General features: G+C 50.9%; 18 protein-coding genes, 2 tRNA genes and 3 rRNA genes. 10 read left to right on the top strand and 13 right to left on the bottom strand.

The window, feature by feature from the left end; genetic code table 11:
* Window positions 1–127: 127 nt before the first annotated feature.
* Window positions 128–538 carry a response regulator gene (locus HCG48_RS05100; RefSeq protein ID WP_168568184.1) on the top strand — a complete coding sequence of 137 codons (411 nt, stop codon included), beginning with the start codon at window positions 128–130 and terminating at the stop codon, window positions 536–538.
* A 213-nt stretch (window positions 539–751) separates the two neighbouring features.
* Here the strand turns inward: HCG48_RS05100 and HCG48_RS05105 are convergent, their stop codons facing one another.
* Complete coding sequence (locus HCG48_RS05105; RefSeq protein ID WP_246259916.1) at window positions 752–1,630, bottom strand: tetratricopeptide repeat protein; 879 nt, start codon at window positions 1,628–1,630, stop codon at window positions 752–754.
* 1,005 nt (window positions 1,631–2,635) lie between these two features.
* On the opposite strand from HCG48_RS05105, the gene HCG48_RS05110 reads away from it, so the two are divergent.
* The 4 genes from HCG48_RS05110 to hpsJ-A all read left to right on the top strand — a co-directional run bounded on the left by HCG48_RS05110 (window position 2,636) and on the right by hpsJ-A (window position 6,004).
* Window positions 2,636–3,325 (top strand): DUF4114 domain-containing protein, encoded by a 690-nt coding sequence (locus HCG48_RS05110; protein WP_210437179.1) that lies wholly within the window; start codon window positions 2,636–2,638, stop codon window positions 3,323–3,325.
* A 405-nt stretch (window positions 3,326–3,730) separates the two neighbouring features.
* Complete coding sequence (crtA, locus tag HCG48_RS05115; RefSeq protein WP_168568185.1) at window positions 3,731–4,573, top strand: cyanoexosortase A; 843 nt, start codon at window positions 3,731–3,733, stop codon at window positions 4,571–4,573.
* Window positions 4,567–5,238 (top strand): cyanoexosortase A system-associated protein, encoded by a 672-nt coding sequence (locus tag HCG48_RS05120; RefSeq protein ID WP_168568186.1) that lies wholly within the window; start codon window positions 4,567–4,569, stop codon window positions 5,236–5,238. The genes crtA and HCG48_RS05120 overlap by 7 nt, the downstream gene beginning before the upstream one ends.
* Window positions 5,239–5,281: 43 nt before the next feature.
* Window positions 5,282–6,004 (top strand): HpsJ-like protein, cyanoexosortase A-associated, encoded by a 723-nt coding sequence (gene hpsJ-A / locus HCG48_RS05125; RefSeq protein WP_210437180.1) that lies wholly within the window; start codon window positions 5,282–5,284, stop codon window positions 6,002–6,004.
* Between the two features lie 118 nt (window positions 6,005–6,122).
* Here hpsJ-A and HCG48_RS05130 read toward each other — a convergent pair whose 3' ends face one another.
* The 9 genes from HCG48_RS05130 to HCG48_RS05170 form a co-directional block, all read right to left on the bottom strand.
* A complete protein-coding gene (locus tag HCG48_RS05130; protein ID WP_246259918.1) occupies window positions 6,123–7,736 on the bottom strand; it encodes an iron uptake porin in 1,614 nt (537 codons plus the stop codon).
* 814 nt (window positions 7,737–8,550) lie between these two features.
* Entirely contained in the window at window positions 8,551–9,231 is a 681-nt protein-coding gene (phoU, locus tag HCG48_RS05135; protein WP_168568188.1) for a phosphate signaling complex protein PhoU, read from the bottom strand.
* A 122-nt stretch (window positions 9,232–9,353) separates the two neighbouring features.
* A complete protein-coding gene (locus HCG48_RS05140) occupies window positions 9,354–10,691 on the bottom strand; it encodes a sensor histidine kinase (RefSeq protein WP_168568189.1) in 1,338 nt (445 codons plus the stop codon).
* Between the two features lie 126 nt (window positions 10,692–10,817).
* Window positions 10,818–11,570, bottom strand: coding sequence for a response regulator transcription factor (locus tag HCG48_RS05145; RefSeq protein ID WP_168568190.1), 753 nt, complete (start codon window positions 11,568–11,570; stop codon window positions 10,818–10,820).
* A 555-nt stretch (window positions 11,571–12,125) separates the two neighbouring features.
* A 5S ribosomal RNA gene (gene rrf, locus HCG48_RS05150) occupies window positions 12,126–12,243 on the bottom strand.
* A 53-nt stretch (window positions 12,244–12,296) separates the two neighbouring features.
* Window positions 12,297–15,185: ribosomal RNA gene (locus HCG48_RS05155) — 23S ribosomal RNA — on the bottom strand.
* A 183-nt stretch (window positions 15,186–15,368) separates the two neighbouring features.
* Window positions 15,369–15,444 (bottom strand) — tRNA-Ala (locus HCG48_RS05160).
* Window positions 15,445–15,456: 12 nt separating this feature from the next.
* Window positions 15,457–15,530 (bottom strand) — tRNA-Ile (locus tag HCG48_RS05165).
* Window positions 15,531–15,661: 131 nt separating this feature from the next.
* A 16S ribosomal RNA gene (locus HCG48_RS05170) occupies window positions 15,662–17,151 on the bottom strand.
* The 16S, 23S and 5S rRNA genes sit together here with 2 tRNA genes alongside, the layout of an rRNA operon.
* A 316-nt stretch (window positions 17,152–17,467) precedes the next feature.
* Between HCG48_RS05170 and nadC the strand changes: the two genes are divergently transcribed.
* The gene (gene nadC / locus HCG48_RS05175) at window positions 17,468–18,328 is read left to right on the top strand and encodes a carboxylating nicotinate-nucleotide diphosphorylase (RefSeq protein ID WP_168568191.1); all 861 of its coding nucleotides are present in this window, start codon (window positions 17,468–17,470) and stop codon (window positions 18,326–18,328) included.
* Between the two features lie 38 nt (window positions 18,329–18,366).
* On the opposite strand, the gene HCG48_RS05180 is transcribed toward nadC, so the two are convergent.
* Both HCG48_RS05180 and radA read right to left on the bottom strand, forming a co-directional pair.
* Complete coding sequence (locus HCG48_RS05180; protein WP_168568192.1) at window positions 18,367–20,358, bottom strand: WD40 repeat domain-containing protein; 1,992 nt, start codon at window positions 20,356–20,358, stop codon at window positions 18,367–18,369.
* A gap of 32 nt (window positions 20,359–20,390) precedes the next feature.
* The gene (radA, locus tag HCG48_RS05185; protein ID WP_168568193.1) at window positions 20,391–22,169 is read right to left on the bottom strand and encodes a DNA repair protein RadA; all 1,779 of its coding nucleotides are present in this window, start codon (window positions 22,167–22,169) and stop codon (window positions 20,391–20,393) included.
* A gap of 169 nt (window positions 22,170–22,338) precedes the next feature.
* On the opposite strand from radA, the gene rpaB reads away from it, so the two are divergent.
* The 3 genes from rpaB to HCG48_RS05200 all read left to right on the top strand — a co-directional run bounded on the left by rpaB (window position 22,339) and on the right by HCG48_RS05200 (window position 24,384).
* Window positions 22,339–23,067, top strand: coding sequence for a response regulator transcription factor RpaB (gene rpaB, locus HCG48_RS05190; protein WP_168571755.1), 729 nt, complete (start codon window positions 22,339–22,341; stop codon window positions 23,065–23,067).
* A 129-nt stretch (window positions 23,068–23,196) separates the two neighbouring features.
* Window positions 23,197–23,874 (top strand): cofactor assembly of complex C subunit B, encoded by a 678-nt coding sequence (locus HCG48_RS05195; RefSeq protein WP_168571756.1) that lies wholly within the window; start codon window positions 23,197–23,199, stop codon window positions 23,872–23,874.
* Between the two features lie 6 nt (window positions 23,875–23,880).
* Window positions 23,881–24,384 carry a DUF456 domain-containing protein gene (locus tag HCG48_RS05200; protein WP_168568194.1) on the top strand — a complete coding sequence of 168 codons (504 nt, stop codon included), beginning with the start codon at window positions 23,881–23,883 and terminating at the stop codon, window positions 24,382–24,384.
* Between the two features lie 51 nt (window positions 24,385–24,435).
* Here the strand turns inward: HCG48_RS05200 and HCG48_RS05205 are convergent, their stop codons facing one another.
* Window positions 24,436–25,182 carry a creatininase family protein gene (locus tag HCG48_RS05205; RefSeq protein ID WP_168568195.1) on the bottom strand — a complete coding sequence of 249 codons (747 nt, stop codon included), beginning with the start codon at window positions 25,180–25,182 and terminating at the stop codon, window positions 24,436–24,438.
* A 302-nt stretch (window positions 25,183–25,484) separates the two neighbouring features.
* On the opposite strand from HCG48_RS05205, the gene HCG48_RS05210 reads away from it, so the two are divergent.
* Window positions 25,485–26,108 carry a hypothetical protein gene (locus HCG48_RS05210; protein WP_168568196.1) on the top strand — a complete coding sequence of 208 codons (624 nt, stop codon included), beginning with the start codon at window positions 25,485–25,487 and terminating at the stop codon, window positions 26,106–26,108.
* Window positions 26,109–26,164 lie beyond the last annotated feature (56 nt).

Genomic DNA, 26,164 nt, shown 5'->3' on the forward strand with positions numbered 1-26,164 from the left:
GCAATTTGAGTCCAATGACGCTATTGTTAGCGAATAGGAAGTTTCAGGACACTTTGTCAGCGTACTATCAAAATCGATAGTCTGATTGATGAGTGCATCCTACACATCGAGCTAAAAGGAAAGCGCCATGAGAACCGTTCTAATTGTTGAGGACGATTTAGTCAATGCTCGCGTGTTTTCTAAGATCCTCACCAAGCGCGGGGGTTTAAACGTCAAGCATACCGAAAATGTGGAAGAGGTGATGAAAATTGCTCATGCCGGAGAAGCCGACGTGATTTTGATGGACGTTTCCCTTTCGCGTAGTGTTTATCAAGGAAAGGCGGTCGATGGCATCAAAATTACGCAGATGCTCAAAGCCGACCCCAAAACGGCTAAGTTACCGATTATTTTGGTGACGGCTCACGCGATGGCGGGCGATCGCGAGTCGTTTCTGGATCAGAGTGGAGCCGACGGCTACATCTCAAAGCCCGTCGTGGACCACCAAGAGTTTGTCGATTCGATTACAGCTTTACTACCGAAAGAGACGGGCAAAGAATAGCCCTCGTTCGCGTTTCCGGTGACGCGCCAGCCAAGAAAGACGATTGCAGGCGAAGGCTCGCCGAGAGTGGTTGATTGGTTTTGGCCGCACCGCTTCGACTCTCCATCGACGCGATCGCCCGCCGACCTTCGGAGATCTGAGCTTCGATCTCGACCCCGATCGCCTCAGCCCGATCTCTTTCTCGTGGATCCTATCGCCACCCCCACTCGGTCTTTAGGGAAAGTTAGAATTGGGTGCGCTGACTCCACTTTGTGCGAGCATTGCTTGAATGCGCGGGGTTTGGAAGAATTTTTTGGTATCTGCGATCAAGCGATCGCCCCACAGATTTTCTTTGAGAAATTCCAGATCCCCGTAGCGCGGATCTAAGCGTAACGCCGCTTCACCGATGCGTAAGCCCCGTTCTTGTTGTCCTCGCGCCCACCAGGCCACCGCTACTGCCAATTGCGGTTCCGCCGCTTCGGGATCGATGTCGATCGCGGTTTGCCATTTGGCGATCGCCGTCTCGATGTCGCCGCGTTCGTACTCGATCAGACCGATGTTATTGACGGCGGGCCAGAAGGTTTGGTCTTTCGCCAGCGCTTGTTCGTATTGGGCGATCGCGTCGGAGAACTTTTCGAGCATGTAATAGGCATTACCCAAATCGAATAAGGCTCCCGGAACGTCCGGTTGCAGTTTTAGACCCGCTTCAATCTGCTCCACCGCACGCCCGTAGCGTTGCTTTTGAAAGTGCGCCGAACCTAACGCGAAGAAAATGGAGGGATTCTCGCGATCGAACTCTTGAGCGCGCTCCAATGCCGAAATGGCTCGATCGACTTCATCGGTTTGTAAGTACAAACTGCCTAAGATCGCCCACGCCTGCGAGGTTTGCGGCGCCAGTTGCGTCGCCAGTTTGGCTCTGGGTAAGGCTAATTCATATTGCTGAAATCTGGCCAGTTGAGCCGCTTCTTCAGCTAGCATCAATCCTTGTTGTTCTAATTGAGTCGCATCCAGTTCTAGGGTATAGGGCAGTAACGCCTGTCCCTGCATCGGTGCGGGAACCGTCCACAAACCCAGAGTGACGAACAGAGGAATTAAAAAATTACGATTTGGCACTGTACCGCCTTGAAAACAATACAATTCACTGTTTATTCGCTGTTTTCTGATTCGAGTTGCTTTTTCAACAACCGGAAATCTCTTGAGGGGATCTCGGGAAGATGGGCTTCTCCCTCGAAAAGATCGCCTCACGATCAGTTTAACGATTTACAGTTGTTTTTTTCCTTGAGCGGTACAAATCTCTGGCTCTCTCAGGGTCGCGCTCTGACGCGATCGCTTCATACCCCGACCTTTTCCACCCCGGATTGCAACTGCCCCGATCCCACTCACTTAAAATCGATCTGATTTGCTGAAGTTTCGATCTCGATCGTCGAGAGGATGGGGTTTATAAATCCTCACTCTGCAAAAGTCACTGGGGAAAGTGTAGCTGACTTAGATAAAATCGGCGACGCTTAAAATCCGATCTAGCCTTCGATCCACGCCGATCGTACCGGATCGTAAAATTTGCTAAAATTGAAACAAATTAACAGGTCGATTCGAGCCGGGTGGAGGAGTTCGTCCCTGGCGAGCGATCGCTGGCGATCGTTTTAAACCCCTTCTCAGTTTTTCCCTTTTTGCTATAGCTTTACTGGACAATTCCGTAAAATTAACTAGCTTATTTTATGTGTTCGGATAAAATTCTTCAAAAGAATACGTATTTCCACGGATAAAACGAGTAAATTCAATCATTTTGAAGGATAAGATGGGCTTTGAGACGTGGGGCGATCGTCTAGTTTACTAACTCAAATTTCTCAATTTTTAAACCGGAAAAGCTTTAGCCTACAAGGGTTGTAGCAATTTGTGACCGAGGTCACAATGAAAGGATGAGTGAGATCGTAGGCGTTTGAGTTGAAACTCAGATAAGCTAATAAGTATGTTGAATAAGTCTTAGTACAAGCTTAGTAAAAATAAGGAAGCTATGAAGATTCTATAAAGAATTCTTCAGCAGGGGAGACAATCTCCACGGACGGATCATAATAGGAACATAGGAACTAGAAACTAAAAGCTAGATTAGGGAGTGCAATCATGACTCAACACAAACTTATCCCCGGTTTGACCGCCGCCGTTGCTGCTACCGCAATGCTCGGTGTCGCCGCTCCAGCACAAGCGTTTATGTTTGGAACGGACGGCATCAGTTTCGAGAAAGATACGGAAGTCCGCTTCAACTTCAGCCAAACTCACGGGGCGTTTACCTCAGCCCTAAAAGTCTTTGAAGTTAATTCAAATTCCCTCGGATCGGCTGTTGCGACGCTGTTTCAAGAAGCCAACGGTTCTGATAACGGTTCCGCAAACGGGTTCTTGGGAACCGCATCCAACTTGGTCGGTTCGGCAACCCAAAGCTTCACGTTCTTAGCTGGCAAAGTTTACACCTTGGGATTGACCAGTACCTATAACGGCAACAATATTACCCCCGTTTACAGTACCAGCAGCTTGAACAGAAATGGTTCTCAACAGACCGTCTTTGGTTCCGGTGGTAACCCGGAAGCAGTCGCGTTAAGTAATGCGGGCGATTTCAGCGCTGCCGATCCGTTTGGCGGACCGATTTCCCTGTCCTTTGAAGATATTATCGGCGGTGGCGATAACGACTTCAACGATTTCACCGTGACGGCTGAAGCCGTTCCCGAACCCTTCACGATTGGGGGGATGGCTCTGGGTGCTGCTGGCTTGGCGATCGCCCGCCGTCGTCGCAACAAACAATCCGGCGAAATCAGCTAGGCGCTTCTCTCAACCACGCGCCATTATATGACTTGTAACTTCAGTTACTCCTGGGAGTTGGCAGATTTGCCAACTCCTTTTTTGGCGACTAACCTGGATTGACGAGGGGCGATACTCCTTTGGAGTCGATGAGCGAACGCCCTCGTCCCCCTTCGCCAAACTTCCATCGGTGAGAAAAGCGCACTAGAATACCTTAGTATTCATAGAGCCTTGGGGTGCTTCTGCCCATCTGGATTAAACAAAGAGAAAGGTTCGAGCATCCAGCTTATGGTTGAGATTCAATGTGAACTCGGGCGATCGATCGCCCGGGTAGAAGGTCAAATTTTGACCGAATTTTCAGCGCCAAATCGATTATTCTTAAGCCTTGACCGGGCTGCCTTCCAGTCACACTAGAGGGAAAATTCAATGAATTGGTCTACTACCTTACAACAGCCGAGATCTTGGTTAGTGGCAATTGGAGCAGGTTTAATTACCATTCACTTAACGTTAACTTGGCGATCGGACAATATCGACGTGTTGGGAGCAAGTTTTCTATTTTGGGGAGCCGCCGCCTTTTTACTTTGGGAAAGATCCAAACATTTAAACTTACAAAGCGATCTTTTCTCCAGTCTAGTTGGACTGGGAATTCTCACGATTGTCCTGCTCAAAAGTATTTCAATTTCCGAATACGACATTTTTTTACGAGTTTCTCCATTTCTATCCGCGTTCGGACTCGCTCTGTTGGCCTCCGGCTTTAAAGGTCTCAAACAATACTGGCAAGAACTGTTAATTCTGTCCCTAATCTCGATTTCTACAGGTTTGTTATTGGGAATTTACGACATCACCCCCGTAACGGCAAAATTTTCCGCACTTTTGTTATGGTATATGGGCTTTCCCGTCCAACGAGACGGTGTTTTAGTCCAACTGCCCACCGGGAGTATTGAAGTGTACTCCGGGTGTTCCGGCTATGGCACCATGATTCAAATTTTGGGAATAGCCATCTTATTTTTATTTATGTTTCCCACAAGTTTGAAACAAAAATTTTTGCTTCCCTTAATTGCTATTACCCTTGGATTTGTGGTCAATGGGATACGAGTGGCCTTAATGGGACTGCTCGTGGCTTATTCCTCACGAGAAGCCTTTGAATACTGGCACTACGGCGATGGTTCTCTCGTGTTTTCTCTTTTAGGAGTCTTCATTTTTGGACTAATTTGTTGGTTTTTTATTTTGAGAACCCCTCCCGATAAAGAGGATTCGCAACAGTGCTAAAGGAAAAAATTTGGTCTCAACCGATTAGAATCGGATTTCTAGCCGTTACTTTTTGTGCCGTACTACTCGGGACGATAAAAGTAGTTTTTATTCCCGGGAGTACCCAACCAGTTGGCGAATTTAATTTTCCCGATTCTGTTAATTTAGAAGGCTGGCAACTTGAAAGCAGTTCGGCGATCGCCACTGTTGAGGATTCCAACCGAATTGCCGCCAGAGACTATCAATACTCTCGTAACGATCGCTCGGTCGATATTCAAATGCACTATATCGTCCAAACCGAGGGAGATATTAGGGGGTTTATTAAGCAGTATCTCAAGACCCAGACATTGGCTGGTACACTAGCAGTACGCGAGCGTGAAAATATAGGAACCTATCAGTTATGGGCGAGTGGCGATCGCGCTTATCTGAGTGCTTGCATCAATCCCCGTGGAGAAACCACCGTAACGGGAGATCAGTTCCGCCAAAATCGCAATAGCCATGACTTAACCCCTCCTCGGATTCTACTATGGCTGATCGGCCAACAGGAACTCCGAGATTTTACTTGTCTTTGGACAGTTTTATCGGCCACAACTGACCCAGATTCTCTCGAACAAACCTATTCAACTTTAGAAAACGTTTGGTTTTCCTGGTACCAACAGTGGCGACCTCTTTTTCCTTCCTCTTAAATTTTTGTCAGTCTGTTTCACCTCACCCCAAGGTGCTATTCTTATGAGTCAATCAGAAGGTTATGACATCAACCGATCGGTTGATGAACTCCTCCGTTTTAGTGCGGATCAACTCAAATCTATCTCCCGCATTCGTTTGATTGGTTACGGGTTATTGCTCCTAGCCTTATTTGATTTCTTTCAAACAGTGATTCCCCCCCAATTTATGAATGCGGCTTGGGAATTGCAAACAATGGGGGCATTGATGGAAAGAATCCCCGTTCCTTTGCTCGGTCTCGGTTTGGTATTCTTTGGCGAAGATTACAACCGAAGTGGTTTAGAAAGCCTCGTGGTCAAGGTTTTATCTTGGCTTTCTCTACTGCTGGCAATTTTGTGTTTTTTACTCGTTCCTCTGGGAATTGTCGATTCTGTCCGAGTGAACAATCAAAATACTCAAGAAATTGCCGCACAAGCCGATCGCCAACTGGCCCAACTCGAACAAATCGAACAACAAGTCGGCGGGGGGAGTCAAGCCGATTTGCAAAACTTAGCGACAGAACTCAATCGTCTCGGATTACCGGTCGATACGACCAATCCGGAACAACTACGCGGCGAGGTTCTTGCCAGAATTCCACAGGCCCGAGAGCAAGTCCAACAGCAGGCTCGACAACTACAATCCAACCGACGGTTGGCATTACTCGAAAGTTCGACCAAGTGGATTTTAGCGGCTATTATTTCTGCCGTTTTGTTCTTAATGATTTGGCGGGGTACCGCTTGGGCTAGATAAGCATTTATGGGTTTCAATTTGGGTTGTTTCAATTTGGGTTTAAGTTGAATAGAAAAAAGGGAACTCACGATCATAAGGCAATGAGTTCCCTTTTTTCTATTCAGACTCGCCAGCTCACTTAGAATTTGAAACGAGTTCTGATCGTACCTACCCAAATCGTATCATTGTCGTCATTGTGATCGGGATTGGTAATCACGAAAAACCCAGGGGTAATATCGATCCAATCCGTCACCGGATATTTGTAAAGGGCTTCGATATGCAAAGAGGTACTTTCATCTTCGGCTCCGTTAACATCGTTATCGACGACTTTAGGGGGTTGACCGACGAGGATGCCCAAGAGGCTACCTTCTTTACCGAGATCGGGAACACCGACGTTGACTAACCAGTTAAAGATCGTTGCCGTATCGCCTTCGGAAACGGCACCATCGCTGACCCGAGCTTCTGCAAACGACCAGCCCGCCCAACCGGAAATCGTTACGGGACTGAGCGCCCAACTGGCTTGTACGCCGAGGTTATTGCTGCTGGTGGCGACATCGTTGCTAAACGGACGACGGGCGTTATTACTCCCGGTACTGCCGGAAACGTTGACTTCTCCAGAGGGGAAGTAGCTGTGAGAGTAGGCCACGCCAAGGTCAAGACCGCTTACTGGAGAGACAACCACTTGTCCGGTGGCGCTATAGGCGCCGTCAAATAAGCCATTGCGGGCTGTCGGCGTTCCGGCGTTGTCTGCGAGGTAAGCGCCGTAAATGGTCAGAAGATCTCCCGCTTTGAGTTCGACCCCAAATCCAGACCCTGAAGGTTGTCTGAAAATGGTCGGGTTGCGGCGTCCGAAGCGGGACACGGCACCCCCGCCACTGCTTTCAAATAAGGGGTTGATCGGGGAGATAATGTGGTCTTGGTCGATCCCAGAGCCTGCCAGCCAGAAGCGGGCGTTATTGCCGACGGGGAAGCGATATTCGAGGCGGTTGAGTTCCAAGACTCCGCCGTCTTCGCCGTCAAACCCCAACCGACTCATGACGGTTCCGGTGGTGCCATCCAAGCGGGCGGTATCGATGGCTTGCAGACGGGTTCTCAAACGATCTTTGCCGGAGAAGCTGGTATCTAAGGTCAAGCGAACCCGATAGCCAAACGAGGTTTCGGTGTCTTCTCCTCCTGCGGTGGTGACGCCGCGATCGCCAAAAGCATCGACCAGGGCAAACAGTGCTTCGCCATCGAGTTTGGTCGTGGTGGAAAACTGGTTGGCTTCTAATTCTGCGGTGCGTACTTCGAGGGCATCTACCCGTCCGCGCAAGGTCGCCAGTTCGGCACTAAATTCTTCTTGTAGACGCCGTAAGCTGGCCAAGTCCTCTGGATTGAGGTTGGCGAGGTTTTGGTCGATCAGGACTTGAACCCGTTCGAGACAAGCGTTCAAGCCTGCGGCGAATTCATAACGGGTCATCGCCCGATTGCCGCGATAGGTGCCGTCTGGATAGGCGAGCAGGCATTCGTAGCGATCGGCCAAAGATTGGAGCGCTTGGAAGGCCCAATCGGTTGGTGAGACGTCTTGCAGGTTGGAAACGGAGTTGATCCGTTCGAGTGGCCCTGTGTCTAAATTGACTTGGGAGTATTGATTGAGTTCTTGCAGTACGTTGTTAGACTCCCGGCTGGAACCGGGGTTGGGCTGACTGGGGTTGCCTACGGCTGAGACCTCTTGGGCTAAAACCGGGGCGGACAGCAAAAATCCGGCACTCATCGCTGTCGAACCTAGTCGGAGAGCTTGCCAAAGCACTCTTGACATAAGTCGATCCTCACACCTTCACTAAAAGTTTTGGGTTGAACTGTTGCTGGTTTTTCAATGAGCTACGATCGCTCGACGCTAATTTGAATTTTAACCTGCAACTTATTGAAACTTATCACGAATCGGTAATGGTTTCTAGTGCTAGAGGCCAAGGGTTGAGAATGCTTTTCGAGGCTTTATAGAACTCAATAAAATATCATGAATGTTATAATTCATTTTTCTTATGGTTTGGTAAAGCTTTAGTAATGGAAGGGTTAAGTTAGGGGTATTTTTTATGTTTATTTGGGGTTTTATTAAATTTATCGGTTGAGGATTTTTGGCGATCGCTCGGAGATTTTTGCGCGATTGTTGAAAATTACTTTAAAAGGTACGATGGGGAAGAATCGATCGACTTAAAAACTCAAAAAAATAGGGTTTAAACTTGAATCTATTCAAGAGATAGCCGAGAAAATTTGTAGGAGAGATCCTCGATGACAACGGGGGAGATCGTCGTGTTTACACTAGAGGATTTACAGAAAAATGGGGTCTGGACACAGTTTTTAAGCAATAAAAATTGGCGCGATTGGTAGGGTTGCGCAACTCTTTTTCAAAATCTTTTGAAGAGATTTATCTTTTGAGGAAGGGTTGAAAAATCAGAATAAAAGTTGTTTGAGAGGGGAAGTTGTAACCACGCCAGGGTCCAACGGAATTCGGATCGATCGAACGCGATCGCCGATCGCCATTCGAGCCAATCGACGGTGCAAGCGATCGAGATCGAGTCAAACGGGGATCACCGATGACCGTTGACAATATAGGCGACGCGCTGGCCGATATTCGTCGCGTGATCGGCCATGCGTTCGAGATGGCGAATCACCAAAGCTAATAATAACAGAGGTTCTACAACACCTTTGACATCTCGCTGATGGGCGAGGCGGTCGTAAAGGCGATCGTAAGCCTCATCGACAATCGTATCGAGTTCTTTGATGTGCTTGCCACTTTCGGCGTCCAAATCCGCTAAAGCGACGAGGCTGGCGGCTAACATCGCCTGGACTTGATGGGCCATTTCCTCAATTTGAGGCATACATTCGTGAGTCGGATAGGGGAAGAGTTTGACGGCGAGTTCGGCAATATCTTGGGCGTAATCGCCGATGCGTTCTAAATCTCTGACCAGTTGCATGAAGGCGCCGATCAGGCGGGAATCGATCGCCGCAGGAGCTTGCAACGTCATTAAGACGACGCAATCTGATTCAATTTCTTTGTAGAAGCGATCGATTTGTTTGTCGAGCAAAGCAATGGCTTGAGCTGAGGATAAGTCGCGGTCAAAGAGGGCTTGATGACTCAGACGGCAAGATTGCTCGACTAAGGCGCCCATGCGTAAAATATCCCGTTCTAAGCGTTTAACTTTTCGCCGAAAATGGGTCGATCGCGAATTGGAGTTAGAGGAGGAAGTCACCCAAACATCTGTGGCCATTGCTTGTTCGTTAGCATAACTCTACTACTTAACTATTGTGTTGAAACTGTTGGCAAACAACCATAAATTCTAACGGGGATTCAAGAAGCAATGGCTGAAACGGGGGTGATGGGGAGGCGCGGTTATTGGGGGTCGTCGTCGTAAGGAAGCTGAATTTGCAACCACGCGCCCCCTGTCTCCGGGTGATTTTTGGCTGAGATTTGACCGCGATGGGCCAAGACAATTTGTTCGGCGATCGCCAAACCGAGACCGCAACCCGCACCGACAGCATAAGGGTGCAGCTTCGATCCGGTCGGGTCCGATCGTTGGCGCGATCGCGAGGCGTCCCCTCGATACAAGCGCTCGAATACGCAAGGGAGATCGGTACTGGAAAAACCCGGTCCGCTATCAATTAAATCGATTTGGAGGAAGCGGCGGTTTCCAGTGGCGATCTCGTTGGGGTGGTGAGTTGGCGGGCGATCGTCAAAAGAGACGACCGCTTGAATGTTGCCGCCAACGGAACTATAACGAATGCTGTTATCGAGAATGTTGAGTAAAACTCGGTAAAGTCGCGATTCATCCGCCTTGACCCAGACGCGACTCAAGCCGGAATATTGAAAAGAGAGTTGTTTTTGTTTGGCTAAGGGTTCTAAAGTTTGCCAAACCGATTGAATTAAGCCGACTAATTCTAAAGGTTTGCGCGAGAGTGTCTGTGCGGGTTCTCCTTCGATCTGGCTCAGTTCCAACCAGTCTTGAACTAATTTGATCAACCGTTCGGTTTCGTCAAATAAGCGCTCGACGCGCTGACGCCAGGGGGGATCGAGACGGTCTTGTAAGGCTTCGGCGACCAATCGAATTGAAGTTAATGGGGTTTTGAGTTCGTGAGCTAAATCGGAAATCCAGCGATCGCGACTTTGAGCCAAGTTGACTAAGGGTTGGCGATTTTCGAGATAAACTCCCACTTGTCCTTGGGGTAAAGGCCAACTGTAACCGCGCAGGGTCAGCGATCGGGTTTTGGCAACATCGGAACCGTCTTGCACGGAGGGATGAAAGACCCAATCGCGCACTCCCGGTTGTTGTTGGGTTCGGGTAGTTTCAATGAGTTGGTCGAGTTCGTAAGAACGAACGAATTTGAGCAATAACCGGGCTTCCCCCGGTTGCCACCGTTGGATCTGTAGGAGTAATTGAGCTTGGGAATTGCACCAGAGGAGTTGATTTTCTTCGTCAACTTGCAAGTATCCTAATGGGGCAACTTGTAAGACTTGTTGCCAGATTTGGAGTTGTGCGGCAAATTGCTGCCGTTCGCGATCGGTCAAAGCGATCGCCCGTCTGAGGCGGTAAAGCAAAGGCATCGAAACTTCGACAAAATCGGTGGGTAAACCGTTGAGTAGTTGAGATAACTGCTTGCGATTCCACCAGCGATCGAACAACCAGAACGCCATTCCGAGAGCCAGACCTAGTAAAAATGCCACTCCAGTCATCTCGCCTCCTCATCAACAATACCCTGGGGTCGGCTCGTGGGATCCCAGAGGGTTGAAAATCTATGGGGATCGAGCGGGAAGGGGCGATCGTCTGACTGCCGCGATCGCCCCTTGACGATCCTGTTTTTAGCCCAAACGATAACCAAATCCCCGAACGGTAATGATGTACTCCGGTTGACTCGGATCCACTTCTAATTTTTCTCGCAACCAGCGAATGTGAACGTCTACGGTTTTACTATCACCGACAAAATCCGGCCCCCACACGCGATCGAGCAGTTGATCTCGCGACCAGACTCGTCGAGGATAGCTCATAAATAATTCCAGCAAGCGAAATTCCTTTGGCGATAGATTGACTTCCTGACCGCGAACGATCGCCCGGCATTCTTGCGGGTATAGATTGATCTGTCCGAACTCCAGAACCGGAGGCTGCGACAATCCATTTAAACGTTGGCGTCGTAACAAAGCTCGACAGCGCGCCACCAACTCCCTCATGCTAAACGGCTTGGTCAGATAGTCATCCGCACCCACCTCCAAACCCAAAACGCGATCGGTTTCGCTCCCCTTCGCACTTAAAATTAAAATCGGAACCGGATTGCCCTGATGCCGCAACAAGCGGCATAAATCCAAGCCATTCACCTGCGGCAACATCAAATCCAAAATAATTAGATCGAAAGGAAATTCCCCTTGACCATTCTGAGCGTCATAAAAATAGTTCAATGCCGTTTGTCCGTCCGCCGCCGTCTTTACGTCATAACCTTCCTCCTCCAACGCCAGAACCAGCATCTCGCGGATCAGATCCTCATCTTCCACCACTAAGACCTGATTCCCCTGGCTCAGTTCCGGTCTGGAGAGATTTTTGGTCGCTTCTAGAGAAAACATAATTACGAGTCAAGGTAGTGTCTAATACCATTCTCATTGATATACCAAAATATTGTTAATAATCGATATTAAAAAATAACACTTGGGCTAGCCGTGCTTTTCCTCTTGCCCCTGACACCTGTCATCTCGAATCCCTGTTCATTCACGCCGGGGTTGCATCCAGCCCCTATGGTCTCAACCGCGCAAATCGCGCTTGGAAAGGCGATGGAGGCGCGATCGGCACACCAAATCGGTTTTCTACAAAACATCTAACCCATAAAACCCAAAAAATAACCTTAATTAAACCTTAATTTACACTTAATAAAAACTTGGTTTTATCACCCATCAACATCAATTCAGATGCTAAGATCGTCAAAATAGATAATACCAACTAAGCTGTTAGACATTTAAACTGCATCAGTCGTTTATAAAGAAAATACCCAAAAATCAAGTAGGGGTTTGGTAACCAAACCCCCCTCACTGAAATCCTCCCTCTCCCTTGGGATGCATTTTAAAAGAGAAACTCCAAACAACAAAACCCCCACACAGAAGTGCAGGGGTTTTATCTAAGAAAGAACCGGGCAGCGAGCTATTGTCCCAGGAGGCAACCCTCCAAGTATCGTGGCCGTACTTGAGTTTCACAACCGAGTTCGGGAAGGGATCGGAGTGGGGCCTCAAGGCCATAGGCACCCGGAAAGAGAGAGAAGGAAAAACCTTCAAAAAAGCAAAGACAACCAAGAGAGAAAAGAGGTCAAGCGCTCGGTCGGTTAGTACGTCTCGGCTACATCCCTCGCAGGACTTCCACCTAACGCCTATCAACGGGTAATCTGCCCGGGACCTTACTGGATTAACTCCACCAGAGCACTCATCTTGAGGTGGGCTTCCCACTTAGATGCTTTCAGCGGTTATCCACGCCACACATGGCTACCCTGCGTCTACCGTTGGCACGATAACAGGTACACCAGCGGTGTGTCCCTCCCGGTCCTCTCGTACTAAGGAGGGCGCCTCTCAATGCTCTTACGCCTGCACCGGATATGGACCGAACTGTCTCACGACGTTCTGAACCCAGCTCACGTACCGCTTTAATGGGCGAACAGCCCAACCCTTGGGACGTACTTCCGCCCCAGGTTGCGATGAGCCGACATCGAGGTGCCAAACCTCCCCGTCGATGTGAACTCTTGGGGGAGATCAGCCTGTTATCCCTAGAGTAACTTTTATCCGTTGAGCGACGGCCCTTCCACTCGGAACCGTCGGATCACTAAGGCCGACTTTCGTCCCTGCTCGACTTGTAGGTCTCGCAGTCAAGCTCCCTTGTGCCTTTACACTCGACGGCTGATTTCCAACCAGCCTGAGGGAACCTTTGCGCGCCTCCGTTACCTTTTAGGAGGCGACCGCCCCAGTCAAACTGCCCACCTGAAACGGTTCCTCCCCCCGCTGAGGGGTCGAGGTTAGACTTCTAGCTTCGCCAGAGTGGTATCTCAGTGATGGCTCCAGTTTCCCCGCAAGGAAACCTTCCACGCCTCCCACCTATGCTGCGCAAGCGAAGCCCGAAGCCAATTCCAGGCTACAGTAAAGCTTCATAGGGTCTTTCTGTCCAGGTGCAGGGAGTCCGTATCTTCACAGACAATCCTATTTCGCCGAGCCTCTCTCCGAGACAGCGCCCAGATCGTTACGCCTTTCGTGCGGGTCGGAACTTACCCGACAAGGAATTTCGCTACCTTAGGACCGTTATAGTTACGGCCGCCGTTCACCGGGGCTTCGGTCGCCAGCTTTACCCCGCAGGGCTGACCGACTTCCTTAACCTTCCGGCACTGGGCAGGCGTCAGCCTCCATACAGCGTCTTGCGACTTGGCGGAGACCTGTGTTTTTGGTAAACAGTCGCCTGGGCCTCTTCACTGCGACCCCCCATCAGGGGGCACCCCTTCTCCCGAAGTTACGGGGCCATTTTGCCGAGTTCCTTAGAGAGAGTTAGCTCGCGCCCCTCGGTTTTCTCAACCTCCCTACCTGTGTCGGTTTCGGGTACAGGGAATTGAAGCTTATGGCGGTTGGGGCTTTTCTTGGAAGTTCGATCTGTACCACTTCGACCTCGTAAGGTCTCGTACTCGTGCCTTAACTCCCGACGTTTTCGCCGTCGGTCTTCGTCTCGAACACTTGAACCGGTAACCAACTTCCGGCTGGTCTCGACCCACTCCGTCCTCCCGCGCCAACTCCAATCCGTACGGGAATGTTCACCCGTTGTCCATCGACTACGCCTTTCGGCCTCGCCTTAGGTCCTGACTAACCCTCCGCGGACGAACCTGCCGGAGGAACCCTTAGGGTTTCGGGGCATTGGATTCTCACCAATGTTTGCGCTACTCAAGCCGACATTCTCACTTCCCCGACGTCCACACCTGCTCTCGCTAGTGCTTCTCCCGTCGGGGAACGCTCCCCTACCAACGATTGCTCGTTCCACAGCTTCGGTAGACCGCTTAGCCCCGTTCATTTTCGGCGCCAGAGCGCTTGACCAGTGAGCTATTACGCACTCTTTCAAGGGTGGCTGCTTCTAGGCCAACCTCCTGGTTGTCTGTGCACTCTCACCTCCTTAATCACTGAGCGGTCATTTGGGGACCTTAGCTGGTGGTCTGGGCTGTTTCCCTTTCGACGATGAAGCTTATCCCCCACCGTCTCACTGGTCGCTTTCTTGACGAGTATTCTGAGTTTGTCTCGATTTGGTACCGCTCTCGCAGCCCGCACCGAAACAGTGCTTTACCCCTCGTCATCATCTTCGACCGCTGCGCCTCAACGCATTTCGGGGAGAACCAGCTAGCTCCGGGTTCGATTGGCATTTCACCCCTAACCACACCTCATCCGCCGATTTTTCAACATCGGTCGGTTCGGACCTCCACTTGGTGTTACCCAAGCTTCATCCTGGACATGGTTAGATCACCCGGGTTCGGGTCTATTAAACGAGACTGTTTACGCCCTGTTCGGACTCGCTTTCGCTCGGGCTGCGGCTCTTTCGGCCTTAACCTAGCCTCGTCTAATAACTCGCCGGCTCATTCTTCAACAGGCACGCGGTCAGACGTTTAATCGTCCTCCCACTGCTTGTAGGCTAACGGGTTCAGGTTCTATTTCACTCCCCTGCTCGGGGTTCTTTTCACCTTTCCCTCACGGTACTGTTTCGCTATCGGTCACGTCGGAGTATTTAGCCTTACGAGGTGGTCCTCGCTGATTCACACGGAATTCCACGGGCTCCGTGCTACTCGGGATTCGGCTGAGGGGTTGGCGGTTTCGACTACGGGACTTTCACCCCCTCTGGTGCGGTATTCAGCCGCTTCGTCTACTGCCTCTACTCTCGTTGTTGCCGTCCCACGACCCCGATGACTTAATGTCTTCGGTTTAGGCTGTTCCCGCTTCGCTCGCCGCTACTGAGGGAATCGATTTTTCTTTCTGTTCCTCTGGTTACTAAGATGTTTCAGTTCGCCAGGTTCGCTCGTTCCCATCTATGGATTCGATGGGTCGTGCTTGGGGTTGCCCCATTCGGAGACCTCCGGCTCGATGCTTGTTTCCAGCTCCCCGGAGCGTTTCGTCGGTCACCACGTCCTTCTTCGCCTCGACGTGCCTAGGGATCCACCGTTAGCCCTTTGTAGCTTGACCACTTTTGGCTTGTTCTAGGATTTTTTTCCCTATGCTTTTCTCTTGGTGTCTATGCTTTTTTCAAGGTTCTTTGCTGGGTTTCAATCCAGCATTCCGTTTCTCTACTCCGGCTCTTTGTTGCCTTCTAGATGACGGGTGCTGTGTTGAATTCGCTTTGAGTTAACTCTTTTGGCTCTCGATGGTTGGTGGAGGTAAGCGGACTCGAACCGCTGGCATCTGCCTTGCAAAGGCAGCGCTCTACCAACTGAGCTATACCCCCTCCGGTTCTAGGTGGGCCATCCTGGACTCGAACCAGGGACCTCACCCTTATCAGGGGTGCGCTCTAACCACCTGAGCTAATAGCCCTCGCTGCGAACCGCACTAAGAGTTTGACAGTCTTTTTCTGATTTTCCTTCTCTAACCTCGACCGACCTCGGGATTCTCTGGTTTTGGGGGGTCTTGATTGCCTCTCCCTTTTCCAAAGTTGGGTCTCCCTTAAAGGAGGTGATCCAGCCACACCTTCCGGTACGGCTACCTTGTTACGACTTCACCCCAGTCATCAGCCCGGCCTTCGGCATCCCCCTCCTCGTAAGGTTAGGGTAATGACTTCGGGCCTGGCCAACTTCCATGGTGTGACGGGCGGTGTGTACAAGGCCCGGGAACGTATTCACCGCCGTATGCTGACCGGCGATTACTAGCGATTCCTCCTTCATGCAGGCGAGTTGCAGCCTGCAATCCGAACTGGGGCAAGGTTTTCGAGATTCGCTTGCACTTGCGTACTTGCTGCTCTCTGTCCTTCCCATTGTAGTACGTGTGTAGCCCAGGACGTAAGGGGCATGCTGACTTGACGTCATCCCCACCTTCCTCCGGTTTGTCACCGGCAGTCTCCCTAGAGTTCCCATCTTACTGCTGGCAACTAAGGACGAGGGTTGCGCTCGTTGCGGGACTTAACCCAACATCTCACGACACGAGCTGACGACAGCCATGCACCACCTGTGTTCGCGCTCCCTAAGGCACCCCCAGGTTTCCCCGGGGTTCGCGACATGTCAAGCCCTGGTAAGGTTCTTCGCGTTGCATCGAATTAAACCACATACTCCACCGCTTGTGCGGGCCCCCGTCAATTCCTTTGAGTTTCACACTTGCGTGCGTACTCCCCAGGCGGGAGACTTAACGCGTTAGCTCCGGCACGGCCCGGGTCGATACAGGCCACACCTAGTCTCCATCGTTTACAGCTAGGACTACAGGGGTATCTAATCCCTTTCGCTCCCCTAGCTTTCGTCCCTCAGTGTCAGTTTCGGCCTAGCAGAGCGCTTTCGCCACCGGTGTTCTTCCCAATCTCTACGCATTTCACCGCTACACTGGGAATTCCCTCTGCCCCTACCGTACTCTAGCTGTTCAGTTTCCACAGCCTTTTCGGGGTTGAGCCCCGACCTTTGACTGCAGACTTGAACCGCCACCTGCGGACCCTTTACGCCCAATAATTCCGGATAACGCTTGCCTCCTCCGTCTTACCGCGGCTGCTGGCACGGAGTTAGCCGAGGCTTTTTCCTCGGGTACCGTCAGTTCTTCTTCCCCGAGAAAAGGAGTTTACAACCCAAGGGCCTTCCTCCCCCACGCGGTCTTGCTCCGTCAGGCTTTCGCCCATTGCGGAAAATTCCCCACTGCTGCCTCCCGTAGGAGTCTGGGCCGTGTCTCAGTCCCAGTGTGGCTGCTCGTCCTCTCAGACCAGCTACCGATCGTTGCCTTGGTAGGCTTTTACCCTCCCAACTAGCTAATCGGACGCGAGCTCTTCTGTAGGCGGTTTCCTTTTTACCTCTCGGCTTATTGGGTATTAGCTGTCGTTTCCAACAGTTATCCCCATCCTTCAGGTAGATTCTCACGCGTTACTCACCCGTCCGCCACTGACTTCCGAGGAAGTCCGTTCGACTTGCATGTGTTAAGCAGACCGCCAGCGTTCATCCTGAGCCAGGATCAAACTCTCCGTGTTATCCTCTTCTTTTCAGAAAAGAATTGAAGAGCTGATTTCGCTCTTGTTTTTGAGGTCTGAAAACAGACCTCTGTTTTAGTTTCTTTTGACGAGGTTGTTGTCGGTCAATCCGACTGTCAAACTCTTGTGTTGTCTAGGTTCGGTCGCTCGCTCGCGGCGCGCTGCCGCTCTCAAGCGCTTTACTAATCTAGCAACCCCCTCTTTCTCTGTCAACCCTTTTTAAAAACTTTTTTTTGAGATGGCTGGAAAGCTTGTCATGCCTGGGGAGAAGGATGAATAATCAGGGGGTAATGCTTGAGAGTTCGATCGCGCGCAGATGGCAGTTTTACCGCATCGCTTGATTGTAGATAGGTTGTTAGAACAGTGGTTGTTGGAGGATCTGGGTCGAGGAGATCGTGCGAGTCAGGTCTTGCTGGGGACAGAAGCACGACGATCGCACGCCGCGCGATGGACCGTCAAAGCTGCGGGAACGATCGCCGGACTCTCATTCGCCCGTAGAGTTTTTGAATTGCTCGATCCGTCAATCCAATTTCAACCCCTAGTAATAGAAGGGCAACATTGCCGGGCTTCAGAACCGATCGCCCAACTAACGGGAAGCGCAGATACTTTATTAATCGGCGAGCGAGTGGCCCTCAACTTAGTGATGCGCTTGAGTGGGATCGCAACGGTAACACGACAGTACGCCGATCGCATCGCCGATTTGCCGACCCACTTGGTCGATACGCGCAAAACCACACCCGGATTGAGAATTCTCGAAAAATACGCCTCCCAAGTGGGTGGGGCGCTCAATCACCGCATGGGACTCGACGATGCCGTCATGATCAAAGACAACCATATTATTGCTGCAGGTGGGATCGCCAAAGCCGTCACTCGCCTTCGCGCCGAACTGCCTTATCCCCTGAGTATAGAAGTCGAGACCGAAACCCTCGAACAAGTTCGCGAAGCACTCGAGTGTGACGTTGACATCATCATGCTCGATAACATGCCGTGCGATCGCATGAAAGAAGCCGTGACCGTCATTCGCACTCAAAACCCGCGCATCAAAATCGAAGCCTCCGGGAACGTCACCCTCGAAACCATTCGCGCCGTCGCCGAAACAGGAGTGGACTACATCTCAACCAGTGCCCCCATCACCCGTTCGTCCTGGCTCGACATCAGCATGAAACTGCTCGATTAACCCCAAAATCCGATCGCCGATCCTTGTTCGATCGCCCCTTAGCGCATCATCCGCCAAATCTTAATCGTTTTATCGTGACTCGCACTGGTCAAAAGCTGACCGTCCGGACTGAACGCCACCGCATTGACCGAATCGAAGTGACCCGTCAGCGTCCCTATCAATTGCCCACTGCCCAAGTGCCAGAGTTTAATCGTTTTATCATGACTGCCACTGGCTAAAATCGGAGATCGCGGACTGACCGCCACACATAAAACTTCGGCGGAATGACCCGTCAGCGTGCGCGTGGGAGCAGGTCGAGTCCCCGCTTCCAGAGTACTGGTTTCCAACTGCCACAACTTGATCGTCTCATCCCGGCTGGCACTTGCCAACGTCCGTCCGTCCGGACTGAACGTCACCGAAGTCACCGCCGCATTTCCAATCAACGTTCGCAATAACTTCCTCGTACTCACCTGCCAGAGTTTAATCGTTTTATCCGCGCTACCCGTCGCCAAAATTTTGCCATCAGGACTGAACGCCACCGAATAAACAAAACCCGAATGTCCGATTAACGTTTCTAACAATTCCCCACTACTAACATCCCATAACTTCACGGTTTGATCGCCACTACCACTCGCCAAAAACCGACCGTCCGGACTAAACGCCACCGAATAAATCGGCACCGAATGACCCGTTAAAATCCGATTGGATTGTGGATGGCTCAAATGCCAAAGGCGGACGGTGTAATCGACACAACCCATCGCTAAAAATTGGCGATCCGGACTGATAGCCACGGAATAGACCGAAGCCGAACGGTTATTGAGAGTGTAGGGAGAACGATGGACTTGACCGTTATTACCGAGATACCAAAGATTGATCGTTTTATCCCAACTCCCACTCACTAAAATATAACTAGAGCGTTGAGTCCGTTCCGCCAATTGTTGGGCATAAGTAATAGAAACGACCGAATCGGAATGAGCTGTTAATGTATTGACGCATTTCCAAACGATCGCTTCGCGAGGAGAGGGAGAATTACCAGAAATAGGTTGAGGGAGAGAGCGGTTCGATTCGCTCGATGTAGAACGGTTATTTTCCGGGGAGTTACCGTTAATTTTAGGGGCAGAACTTTGGGGTTGACTGGTTCGAGTTGAGATATCGATCGCCGCAGGTCGAACGCGATCGGGAGTCGGACTCGAAGGAGAATCGAGTAAATCTAAAAGGCGATCGACTTGAGTATCCGTTTGAGCTAAGCCACTATCGGAAGAAGCCATTCTAGCCGTATCTACATCATCTCCACTGAGCGATTTTGAGTCAAGGGGATACATCATTTCGGCGCGCAATTGTTGAACGTCAAAATCGATCGCCTGAATCAAACATAAATACTTTTGAGGATATCTCAATAAGCGGATAAAATTCTGTTGAATTCCTTGAATATTTTGAAAACAATCGGCCAAAAGAGGGGACTTACTAAAAAATTGCAGTTCTTGTTCCAGAATCTTGTAAATTGTGTTATTACTACGAAGACGTTCGCCCAAATGCAAGCTCGTACAAACGAGCCAATCTTGCTCGAATCCGTAGCGAAATTGAACGGGGAGAGCGTCGAGATAAAAATTCGCTTCGATCCCTTTTTTTAAACTACTCAGAGCTTGACTTTGTTCTCTAACCGACAATTGAGCGATTTCTTCAGCCCGAGAAAAAATCATCTTATTTTGATTTTTACTCGCATTTAAACTACTCGGTTGAGGTAAATTGTTCTGATTTTTAAAAAAATTAACTCTTCTTTGTAGCCAAGCATAAATTTGTTTTTGATGGGCAGGAGTAACGCGGTCGATATGGAGAGAAATGGCTAAATCTAGCGCATCGATCGCCGCATCTAAAACTACCTTTTTAAACCCATGATTGGGATTTCTTAAAGCCCGATCGCGCCCAGTAACAAACAATTGACAAAGATATTCGGACGACAATTTCCCCAAACCGTCAGCTTCTAGAGATCCGGTGATTCTTCCTCCAAAAAGCAACGTTCCAAAAATCAAACTGTAAAGTTCGTCTAGCACCAATGGTCTCCTGCTAGGGTGTTATAAATAACTTAGAATACCGGATCGTCATCGTCTAGTTCGTCATTAAAATCATCTTCAAAATCATCTTCAAAATTATCATCTAATGGCGTTTCGACGATTGGAGAAAGTTCGTCCGTTGCGGGTGCTAAGCTCGTCAACTCCGAAGGATTCAAAGGAGCTGGGATCGCTTCAATAATGGCATCGAGAACTTTAGCCACGGGGATAATTTCCATTCCGAGGTCGGGAGGGATTTGACCTTTAGGAATGATGGCGCGTTTAAATCCTAGTTTAGCGGCTTCGCGCAATCTCAGTTCGAGTTGGGAGATCGGACGGACTTGACCGCCCAAGCCGACTTCGCCGAGTAAGATAGTGTGAGGATCGACGACACGATCGCGGAACGACGCAACCACGGCGATCGCCACCCCCAAATCCGCCGCAGGTTCGGAAACACTCAACCCCCCCACGGAACTGACATAAGTATCTAATTTCGAGAGGGGAACGCCGACTCGTTTCTCCAACACCGCCAGAATCTGAACCAGGCGATTACTATCGACCCCAGTGGTGGCGCGTCGCGGCGATCCGAAACTCGCCGGACTCACCAGCGCCTGCAATTCGACGACAATCGGTCGCGTTCCTTCACAAGCGACAATCGTCGAACTCCCGGACACGAATTCCTCGCGATTCCCCAAAAATAATTCGGAAGGATTGGTCACTTCTTCCAACCCTTGCGCGACCATTTCAAACACCCCGATTTCGTGGGTGGCGCCAAAACGGTTTTTCATCGATCGCAACAGACGATGACTCGCAAAGCGATCGCCTTCAAAAAATAAAACCGTATCGACCAAGTGTTCCAAAACGCGCGGTCCGGCGATTCCGCCTTCTTTGGTGACGTGACCGACAATCAATAACGTAATATTTTCCCGTTTCGCCACTTGCATCAACGCCGAAGTACATTCGCGAACTTGGGCGACGGAACCGGGAGCGGAGGTTAGAGAGGGAAAGTAAATCGTTTGAATACTATCGATAATGGCGAGATTGGGTTTTAAAGATTCCAGTTCTCTTAAAATTTCCTCTAAATCCGTTTCCGGGAGCAGATAAAAATTCGAGTGACCGTTCCCCTCTCCCCGGCGATCCTCACCGTCGTCCGACGGGGGAGACTCGGACGCGATTTCGAGGCTCGATTCCTCCTGCACCTGCTCCACCTCCGAGTCTGCGGCGACACTTGCTTCCAACTCGTCTCCCTCGGAACGGAGGATGTCTTGCAACTCGTTCGACGACGCGGGGGGCAATTCGAGGGGGTCGTCGGTGTCGAGTTCGAGGGGATCTTCCGGTTGAATTCCCAAGCGTTGGGCGCGTAATTTAACCTGCTGACCGGATTCTTCCGCAGACACGTACAAAATTTTATAGCGCGATCGCGATAGGCGATTGGCAACTTGAAGCAATAAGGTCGATTTACCGATCCCCGGTTCGCCGCCAATCAATACCAGAGAACCGGGTACGATCCCGCCGCCGAGGACGCGATCGAGTTCGCTATAACCCGAGGGCCAGCGCGTCACCATTTGGTCGGCGATCTGAGATAACCTAAATGCGGAGCGCGGTTGACCGGACGACGAGGGTTGAGGGCGCGGTCCGGTTCGCATCCAAGACATATCCGGGTTCAAACTCGGTCGCGTCCCCGCACTACTCCCGGAATTGACCACTTGCTCTACGAGGGTTCCGTAAATGTTACAAGAGGGGCATTTCCCGTACCATTGGGGAAATTCGGCACCGCATTCGTCGCAAGTGTACTGAATTCGCTGCTTGGGCATTCTTGAGTGTCGGATAGACCCTGACAAATAACATGAATCTGAAAATTAGCTGAAATCTAGTATAGATGAGAGTTTCAGCGCGATCGCCCCCTCGGAAAATGAGGCGATCCAGATGGTAGAGTATTAAGAATTAAGGATGAAAAATCACGGTTAAGGAGCCTTGAGTCGCTTGGAAAACCATAAAGAAAAAATCTTGGTTGTCGATGACGAAGCGAGTATCCGTCGCATTCTGGAAACTCGACTTTCAATGATTGGCTACGATGTCGTTACGGCAGCAGATGGGGAAGAAGCACTCGAAACCTTCCGCAATGCCAATCCCGATTTAGTGGTTTTGGATGTCATGATGCCGAAATTAGATGGCTATGGCGTCTGTCAGGAGCTGCGAAAAGAATCGGATGTCCCCATCATCATGCTAACAGCCTTGGGCGATGTGGCCGATCGCATTACGGGTCTCGAACTCGGGGCGGATGATTACGTGGTCAAGCCGTTTTCGCCGAAAGAGCTCGAAGCTCGCATCCGGTCGGTGTTGCGGCGTGTAGATAAAACGGGCAATTCCGGGATTCCTAGTTCCGGCGTGATTCATGTCAATCACCTCAGAATCGATACGAATAAACGTCAAGTTTATAAAGGCGACGAACGCATTCGCCTGACGGGAATGGAATTCAGTTTGCTCGAATTGTTGGTGAGCAAATCAGGCGAACCGTTTTCGCGATCGGAAATTTTGCAGGAAGTGTGGGGCTATACGCCGGAAAGACACGTGGATACCCGGGTGGTAGACGTTCATATTTCCCGACTTAGGGCGAAGTTGGAGGACGATCCGAGCAATCCCGAACTGATTTTGACTGCACGGGGAACGGGTTATTTATTTCAACGCATTATCGAACCGGACGAGCTTTAAACGGCTTTAAGTTGACTGGATTTCCTTCGCCGTAGGGGAAACGCGGTGACAAGGTCCAGACCGAACGGGCGATCGCAACCCCGAGGGTTCGACCCGGTAGGAGTTTACGCGCACAGTACCGAGCAAATCATGGCCAAACCAGATCGAAATGAGGTTTTGCGGCAACTCCCGATCGCGATCGGGATTTTGGGAGGGGTGTTACTCCTGGTCAATCGTTACTCTACAGGCGATTTAACGCCTTCACAAGCTCGTTCGGACGTGCTTGGAGTTATTTTGAGTGCGCTGCTCATTTTAAGCGGTCTGCTGTGGCAAAAAATTCAACCGAGATCGCCCGATGCGGTCGAACTGCTCGGTCCGCAAGGGTTTGAGTTGGATCCCGATTTGCCCAACCCAGTCAAAACCGAACTGGCTTGGGCATCCCACTTGTTACTGACCAATACGGTCACCCGGTCTGTCGTGGTTTGGGACCGGGGTCGCGTGCTGCTGCGGCGCGGTATTTTAGGACCCAATTCAGAGGTCAAACCGGGGGCGATCGTCACTCGGGTGTTAGAAAAGCAAAAAGCCGTTTATTTAGTCGCCCTCAATCTTTATCCGGGACGGGTAGAATTCGACTATTTACCGGAAAATACTCAAGGGTTAATCTGTCAACCGATCGGCGATCGCGGGGTGCTGATTTTAGGCGCCAATGCACCGCGCAGTTATACTCGACAAGACGAACGCTGGATCGAAGGGATTGCCGATAAATTAACGGCTACTTTTGAGGAATATTTACTAGATTTAGACGATGTTTCGATAACAAAAACGTGAGTCTTTATGATGATTCTTTATTGGGTGTTGGTGGGGATCGCCCTGTTGGGCGCGATCGGAGCCGTCATTCCCGGACTGCCCGGTTCGAGTCTGATCGTCGGGGCGATCGGGGTTTGGGCGCTCGTTCACGGTCTGTCTGGGGTCGAGTGGGCGTTGTCGATCGCCGTTCTGGTCTTAGTCGCCAGTGTCGGGATTGATTTTCTCGCCACTTATCTCGGCGCCAAACAGGCGGGAGCGAGCAAGTGGGGTCAAATTGGGGCGATCGTCGGCCTCTTACTCGGTTTATTCGGCTTGCTGCCCCCGATTTTGCCCTTTGGCGGTCTTTTCGGTCTGTTGATCGGTCCGCTCCTCGGCGCGATTATCGGCGAATATCTCTACTGTCGAGATTTGAAGTTTGCCGTCAAAGCGGGAGTCGCCGTGGTGGTCAGCTCTTTAATCGGCAATATCATTCAAGGGGTGTTAGCCCTCGCTGCGGTGGTCTTTTTCTTGGTCAGCACTTGGCCTTACTGAGCGGGCGAACCCAGGAATTGACGCTAAATTGAGGGCGATCGCCTCGGTCGGCTAATCCCCTTGGAGAAACTCCCGATAAGCCTCTGCTAGTTCTTTCACGGCCAATTCGTAAAACTTTTGGCCGTGTTCCGGTCGGGCCAGAGCCGGGTTCGACCCCATCCGACCGTCAGGATAGTGGCGGCGAAAGTCTGCCGGACCGTAAATCGGATACCCCGAGGCCACTTGTGGATCGAGGGGCGCGTCTTTGATGGCTTCGGCGTAGAGATATTGAGTCAGTGCGATTTCACTCGGGGTGGCGTGGGAGCCTTCTTGAGAGCCGTAAAGCTCTTTGGCGAGTTGATAAACCCGATGACAAGTAAACCAGTTGCTCAAACGACAGCGAACGCGATCGCCGTGGGGTAGGTTTAATTCGGCGATCGCGCTATAGGTTTCGGCAAAAGTGGCCTTGAGGGTGGCAATATTGCCCCCATGTCCGTTAATAAAGAAAAAATGAGTAAATCCGGCTTTCGTCAAACTGGTCAGATAGTCCCGGACGACGAGCATTAAGGTACTCGGACGCAAGGAGATCGTACCGGGAAAGCTGGTATGGTGCAGGGCCATGCCGACGTTGATGGTGGGTGCGACCAGGGCTTCGGTGGCGTCGCCGACCCCTCGGGCGATCGCCTCCGCACACATGGCGTCGGTGCCAATTACCCCCGTCGGTCCGTGTTGTTCGGTCGAACCGATGGGAATGACGATGCCGCGCGATCGCTCTAAATAGGCTTCGACTTCGGGCCAGGTCGTTAAATGTAATAACACGGTGGACGGTCGATCTCCTTAGCGAGGAATGGGAAGGCGCGATCGCCCCTCCCAATGGACTGGAATTTTCATACTACAATAGCCCCAGCTACGGAAAAAAATAGAGCCGCGATCGCGCTTACCCCCTCGGGTTTCGCGACAATTGGCAACAATTTCTTGACGAATCGAGATCGGAGTTGTTCTAATTCTAGACATACATTGACTGCCAAGCCGCAATGGCACTTCTTTAAACCCAAAAGCTTTAACAACCCTTCCTCTCTCGCCAACCGGAAAAGTTCATCCTCGATCTATATCTAACACTCATGGAAAATACCCCCGATTCTAACAACACTCCCACCAAAGTCACCTCCACTTACTCCCCTTCGGTGCCGATTTCTCTCTATCGAGAAGTGGTGGCGGAATTGCAAGCCTCTCAAGCGATGCTCGATTCGCTCAACACTCAAAATCACCAATTGACCAAACAGAACCAACAATTGCGGCAAGAGGTCGAACAGGTGGTGCAATCGGTGGTTCGGCTTCAAAAAACGATCGATTCTTTATCCCCCGTCTCGTCTAATTTTGCGGCGGTGCGGTCTCACGAACATCCTTTAAATCCGGCCCATTCTTCCCCGAGTTTCAATTCGCCGATCGCCTTTGAAAGTCATACCAGCTCGACAAGGGAGAACGCTACCGGGGAGAACGGTTCTGCATCGCTCGAACTCACCCCCCGTGCGCCGGAACCGAGCTTACCGAGTACGGATTTTAATCCCGAGTCCCTCTCTCTGGTTACCGAACAGGCAGACCATCGCTATCGGCGCGGTTCCCGTCGGGTCGGCAGTCAAGATTTCGGAGCGGCTTGGTTGGCGATCGCGATCGTCGTTATTTTAAGTGCGTTCGGTCTCGGCTTTTGGGTGGTTCGTCCCTTGTTGATGAATACCGATCGCTAAACGCCCCATTCCCCTCCCTCGCCCTTCTAGGTGGAGCGATCGACCCGTGGGGTTCT

The sequence above is a fragment of the Oxynema aestuarii AP17 genome, from assembly GCF_012295525.1.
Classification (GTDB): domain Bacteria; phylum Cyanobacteriota; class Cyanobacteriia; order Cyanobacteriales; family Laspinemataceae; genus Oxynema; species Oxynema aestuarii.

Bases quoted from the DNA above. Each gene is read 5' to 3' on its own strand.
- HCG48_RS05100 (WP_168568184.1), top strand. From the start codon at position 128: ATGAGAACCGTTCTAATTGTTGAGGACGATTTAGTCAATGCTCGCGTG.
- HCG48_RS05110 (WP_210437179.1), top strand. From the start codon at position 2,636: ATGACTCAACACAAACTTATCCCCGGTTTGACCGCCGCCGTTGCTGCT.
- crtA (WP_168568185.1), top strand. From the start codon at position 3,731: ATGAATTGGTCTACTACCTTACAACAGCCGAGATCTTGGTTAGTGGCA.
- hpsJ-A (WP_210437180.1), top strand. From the start codon at position 5,282: ATGAGTCAATCAGAAGGTTATGACATCAACCGATCGGTTGATGAACTC.
- HCG48_RS05130 (WP_246259918.1), bottom strand. From the start codon at position 7,736: ATGAGTGCCGGATTTTTGCTGTCCGCCCCGGTTTTAGCCCAAGAGGTC.
- phoU (WP_168568188.1), bottom strand. From the start codon at position 9,231: ATGGCCACAGATGTTTGGGTGACTTCCTCCTCTAACTCCAATTCGCGA.
- HCG48_RS05140 (WP_168568189.1), bottom strand. From the start codon at position 10,691: ATGACTGGAGTGGCATTTTTACTAGGTCTGGCTCTCGGAATGGCGTTC.
- HCG48_RS05145 (WP_168568190.1), bottom strand. From the start codon at position 11,570: ATGTTTTCTCTAGAAGCGACCAAAAATCTCTCCAGACCGGAACTGAGC.
- nadC (WP_168568191.1), top strand. From the start codon at position 17,468: ATGGCAGTTTTACCGCATCGCTTGATTGTAGATAGGTTGTTAGAACAG.
- radA (WP_168568193.1), bottom strand. From the start codon at position 22,169: ATGCCCAAGCAGCGAATTCAGTACACTTGCGACGAATGCGGTGCCGAA.
- HCG48_RS05195 (WP_168571756.1), top strand. From the start codon at position 23,197: ATGGCCAAACCAGATCGAAATGAGGTTTTGCGGCAACTCCCGATCGCG.
- HCG48_RS05200 (WP_168568194.1), top strand. From the start codon at position 23,881: ATGATGATTCTTTATTGGGTGTTGGTGGGGATCGCCCTGTTGGGCGCG.
- HCG48_RS05210 (WP_168568196.1), top strand. From the start codon at position 25,485: ATGGAAAATACCCCCGATTCTAACAACACTCCCACCAAAGTCACCTCC.